Here is a 4372-nt window from a genome sequence, read left to right on the forward strand (position 1 = left end):
ACCCACCAAACGCGTCAAATTGCCAATCCTGTTCATCGCAATCTCCCTCTAGGCCAGAACGCCCAGTATCAGCCTACCCAATTGATCGGCCCCGATGGTGTAAGAAACCACTGGAGGTCAGATAAACCTGAAGCGCGTCACAAGGCGCGGATCCCTCCGGGATCGCCTTGGGTTACCCCTCGAACAACGACTGTAGAGTAGTACGCAGGCAGGACCGGAGTTAGCTGGGGACCGCGGCACCGGGGTCAACACTGCCTGAGAGGCCCCGGTTGGGTTCTCCGAAACGCCGTGGCGGGGCCGTTAAGCAGCGGCACCCTGGTGATCCGATATCGCCCACGCTTCCATTCCTGCATGTTTGTGCAGATGCCTGTCATTGGGTCGGTTTTGTCACCACCAGTGCAATCCCGCCAAGGACCACGACGCCGGCCAGTACCAGCCCCGTGCTCAAGGGTTCGGCCAGCAGCCCGACACCGGCAATGGCGGTCAGCACAGGGACGTTAAGCTGAACAACCGCAGCCGTGGAGGTCCGAATGTGCTTGAGCGCCGCGTACCACACCGCGTATCCCAGACCGGAGGCCAGAGCGCCCGATGCTACGGCCAGCAGAACGCCCGGAGGATCCAGGTGAGCGCCTGGAGCGAAAACCGTCGCCACGATCAATGTCGGCAAGCTCGCCAGCATGAAATTCGATGCCGTAACCCGGGTGGGATCACCGCCACCTTTTGCCCGGAGCGTATAGACCCCCCAAGCGACGCCAGCCGTGATCATCAATGCCGCAGGTGTCGGTGACGGGGCCGAGAGCCCGGGCGACAGCAACCAGAGCAGTCCGGCCAGCGCGAGGGCAAAGCCAGTCCATTGACGGGACGTCAACCGGCTGCCAGTAGCCAGGTACCCAGTCACCATGGTGACCTGGACCGCGCCGAACAGCAGCAGGGCCCCGGTTGCGGCCGTCAACGAGAGATAGGCAAATGAAAACCCAAGCGCGTATGCGAATAAAGCGAATGCCGAAGCCCAGTTGCCCCGGCCTTCAGGAAGGGCTGGCTGGGCGCGAACGATCAGCCACAGTGTAATCGCGCCGGAAACAATCCGGATCGCAGTGAAGCTGACTGGATCGATCGAGGTCGAACTAAACGCCGCACGCGTCAGGATGGAGTTGGCGGCGAACGCAGTGAGCGCGACCGACGTCAAGATTGTGATGCGGAGCGGCATCGGAGTCCTTCGCACAAGTGGAGAACAGTTTGGGGGCACGGTTCGACGCGTCCACACCCTGTGGGATCGGACGTTCAATGCTGAAAAGGCCCTGAAGCCCGAGATATCTTGCCTCGCCAGCAGAAGAGGTGATCTCTATCCAGAGAGCCCTGGCCGACTTCACGAACGGATCCGCCCGGATTCATACCAGGAACAAAAAGGGCCATGGCCAACCGACCACGGCCCTCTCCGAGAAGCGGGTCGGATGACCCGCCGGGTGGGTCGATGCCCTAGTAACGAAGGGCCGACAGTTCGACAATCGAACCGCCGTTGTCGCTCGCGTAGGATTCCGCGTCAACGGCTCGCATGAAGGCCACGTAGTCCTCGTCCGTTTCGACATACGAGGCGACATGCCCGAACAGTTTGAGACCCGTGTCATGGTCATAGACATACGTGGCACGCACTTCGTCACCCGCAGCCTCCGCTTCCTCCACAGCCTCCAGCATCTCGCCGATGGAGTCGTACTTGACGATTCCCTCGTCGGCAAACCAGGCCTCGGCCGGCGGGAAGCCGGGTGCGCCCGGTTCGGAGCGGACAATCTTCTCCAGCTGCGCCTCGTAATCCTTGCCCTGGCTCTCGTACACCGCCCGGACGAAGCTGTCGTCGACCCAGCGATCAAAATCCAGATCGGGGACCGAACGCTCCCGCTGCAGGGTCGCGTGGTGGTATTTGAGGGCATCGACCCATTCGGGCTTCAAGGTCGGATCAACCGACGTGATCCCGCCCTCACTGAAGTACAGGTACAGCACCTCTTTCTCGATGGTGGTCCACTCTTCCAGCTTGGTTGCCGCCCGCATGGGGTCTTCCTTGATCCATTCCTGGGCCTCCATGGTGGCCGCGATATACGCCTCGACCACGCGGGGGTGCTCCTCCGCAAAATCGTCCCGAACCACGGTCCCATGGAATGTCGGCTGACCGACCTCGCTGCCGTCGAACACCTTGCGACCGAAGCCCCGGTATTCCATGACCTCCGACCATGGCGTGAAATCCGCATGGGCGTCGATGTTGCCGGTTCGGATGTTCGCAACCCCGACCGGAGGTCCCTGATCCCGCAGCTGAATGTCGTCCAGAATTCCGGCCTGGCTCAGCGCGTCGAGGGTCATGCCCCAGGCGGCGCTACCGAACGGCGTCGACAGTTGATGGCCGGCGAGATCCTCCAGGCTCTGGGCCTCGTGATCCACGGGAACCACGATGCCGTTCCCCGTACCCCGGGCGTTGTAGCCCGTCATCGCGACGAACAGCGACTCGGCCCGGCCGGTATTCTGAAAAGTAGCGCCGTTCACGATGAGTGGGTAGTCGCCCATCACGCCGAACTCGAGCTGGCCCGCGACCATGCGGTTGGTAATGGGGGGACCGGAATCGAAGTCCGCATACTGCACGACAAACTCGACATCCTCGTACTTGCCATCGGTGGGCAGGTGTTCCTCGAACAGGCGCAAGCGCTCGATCACGACCCCACCCGATACGGTATTGGTGACTTGGCTCTGATGTCCGACCCGGACCTGAACCGTTTCAGCCACCGCGGCCCCGGAAAAAGTAGCGATCGCGACCGCCGCGACAATTGGCTTCCAACGCATGATTGTTCTCCCTAATGAAGGTGTCCGCACACTGGCGGATGCAACGCTTGGATGGCCGGCTGACCCCGGCATGAAGATCACCGGACCTGTACTGACAGGCCATGACTGATCTAACGGGTATGCAGCAGGTTCCGTGCCCAAACCAACAACTGGGCCCGATATATTTTTTTCTATCTGTTTCTTATCGAGTTTTTCCGGGAAAGAAGGCTCGGCCAGGCTGCGGCACCATCCGCATTGCGCCCCACGCTGGGGAATGCCTGCGCCATCTGGGTGCCAGCACCCGTCACCGCGGACGCAAAACCATGACAAGTAGGACAGCTTCCCGGCCCCCGGCCCGTGAGTGTTCCCGCAACCCTTGTCGCGCAGGCCAGGCATGCTACCCAGGGACGCCAACTTATGACACGATATAATGAGTGGACCAACCAGGAGCCCGAGTCACTCCCATGGAAACCCCCAGCCCGGATCGTCAGACCCTTCAGGAATCGCCTCAACCGCTCTACGTCCAGATCAAGGAAACCCTGCGCCAGCGGATCCTCGACGGCACCTACCAGCCACACCAGAAGCTGCCCTCGGAGAGCGAGCTCACACGGCGGTTCGGGGTGAGCCGCATCACCATCCGGCAGGCGCTGCGCGACCTGCACAGCGAGGGCCTGATCTTCAGCTCGCAGGGCAAAGGCAGTTTTGTCAGCAAGCCAAAGGCGGTGCAAAACGTCCGCCGTCTGGAGGGCTTCGGCGAGGCCATGGCGGCACAGGGCTACGAGGCGACAGCCCGGGTCGTATCGATCGAGGAAATCGAGCCGCCCAAGAATGTCCGGGAGGCCCTCGGCCTGTCCGGACCGCAGGCGGGTTCCGTGGTCGAAGTCAAACGCGTGCGCTATCTGAACCGAGTCCCGGTCTCCCTGGAGATCAGCTATTTCCCGCCGGACGTCGGACGCCCGCTGTTCAGCCAGGATCTCTCCGGCGACATATTCCCGTTGCTGGAGAACCTGTCGGGCATCCCACTGGGCGCGGCCAACATCAGCATTGATGCCGGTCTGGCCAATGAAGACGTGCAGGAACAACTGGGGATGTCGGAAGCCGACCCGGTCTTGCAGGTGGAGCGTCTGACCCACGACCGGTCCGGGCGCCCTATCGACTTCGAATTCCTGTTCTTCGTGGGCGACGCGTTCAAATACCGCTTCGAGATTGAACGTTCGTAAATGGCGGCCGGGGAGTTTTCATCGCCCGGCCCCTTCTCAGGCTTCCGCGAGTTGCCGGTCCGGCTCGCTGCGAAGCACGCGTAGCTTCTCCCGCAACTCTGGCAGGATCTCGAACAGGTCCCCCACCAGGCCGTAATCCGCTACGCCGAAGATCGGTGCATCCGGGTCCTTGTTGATCGCGACGATGACCTTGGACCCGGTCATCCCGGCAAGATGTTGAATGGCGCCGGAGATGCCCACTGCAATGTAAAGCTCGGGCGCGACCACCTTGCCGGTCTGTCCGACCTGGCAATCGTTGGGGGCGTAGCCGGCATCCACAGCCGCCCGCGAGGCGCCCACGGCGGCGTTCA

4 protein-coding genes are annotated in these 4372 nt (G+C 62.1%); 1 reads left to right on the plus strand and 3 read right to left on the minus strand.

The window, feature by feature from the left end:
• Window positions 1–370: 370 nt before the first annotated feature.
• On the minus strand, window positions 371–1207 hold the full coding sequence (locus ACESLR_RS06915; protein WP_373025050.1) for a DMT family transporter: 837 nt from the start codon (window positions 1205–1207) through the stop codon (window positions 371–373).
• A gap of 269 nt (window positions 1208–1476) precedes the next feature.
• Window positions 1477–2823, minus strand: coding sequence for an ABC transporter substrate-binding protein (locus ACESLR_RS06920; protein ID WP_373025051.1), 1347 nt, complete (start codon window positions 2821–2823; stop codon window positions 1477–1479).
• Between the two features lie 443 nt (window positions 2824–3266).
• Between ACESLR_RS06920 and ACESLR_RS06925 the strand changes: the two genes are divergently transcribed.
• Window positions 3267–4022, plus strand: coding sequence for a GntR family transcriptional regulator (locus ACESLR_RS06925; RefSeq protein WP_373025052.1), 756 nt, complete (start codon window positions 3267–3269; stop codon window positions 4020–4022).
• Window positions 4023–4058: 36 nt separating this feature from the next.
• Here ACESLR_RS06925 and ACESLR_RS06930 read toward each other — a convergent pair.
• The coding region (locus ACESLR_RS06930) for an electron transfer flavoprotein subunit alpha/FixB family protein (protein ID WP_373025053.1) at window positions 4059–4372 on the minus strand (314 nt) is incomplete at its 5' end.

Source organism: Thioalkalivibrio sp., assembly GCF_041685615.1.
Lineage (GTDB): Bacteria > Pseudomonadota > Gammaproteobacteria > Ectothiorhodospirales > Ectothiorhodospiraceae > Thioalkalivibrio.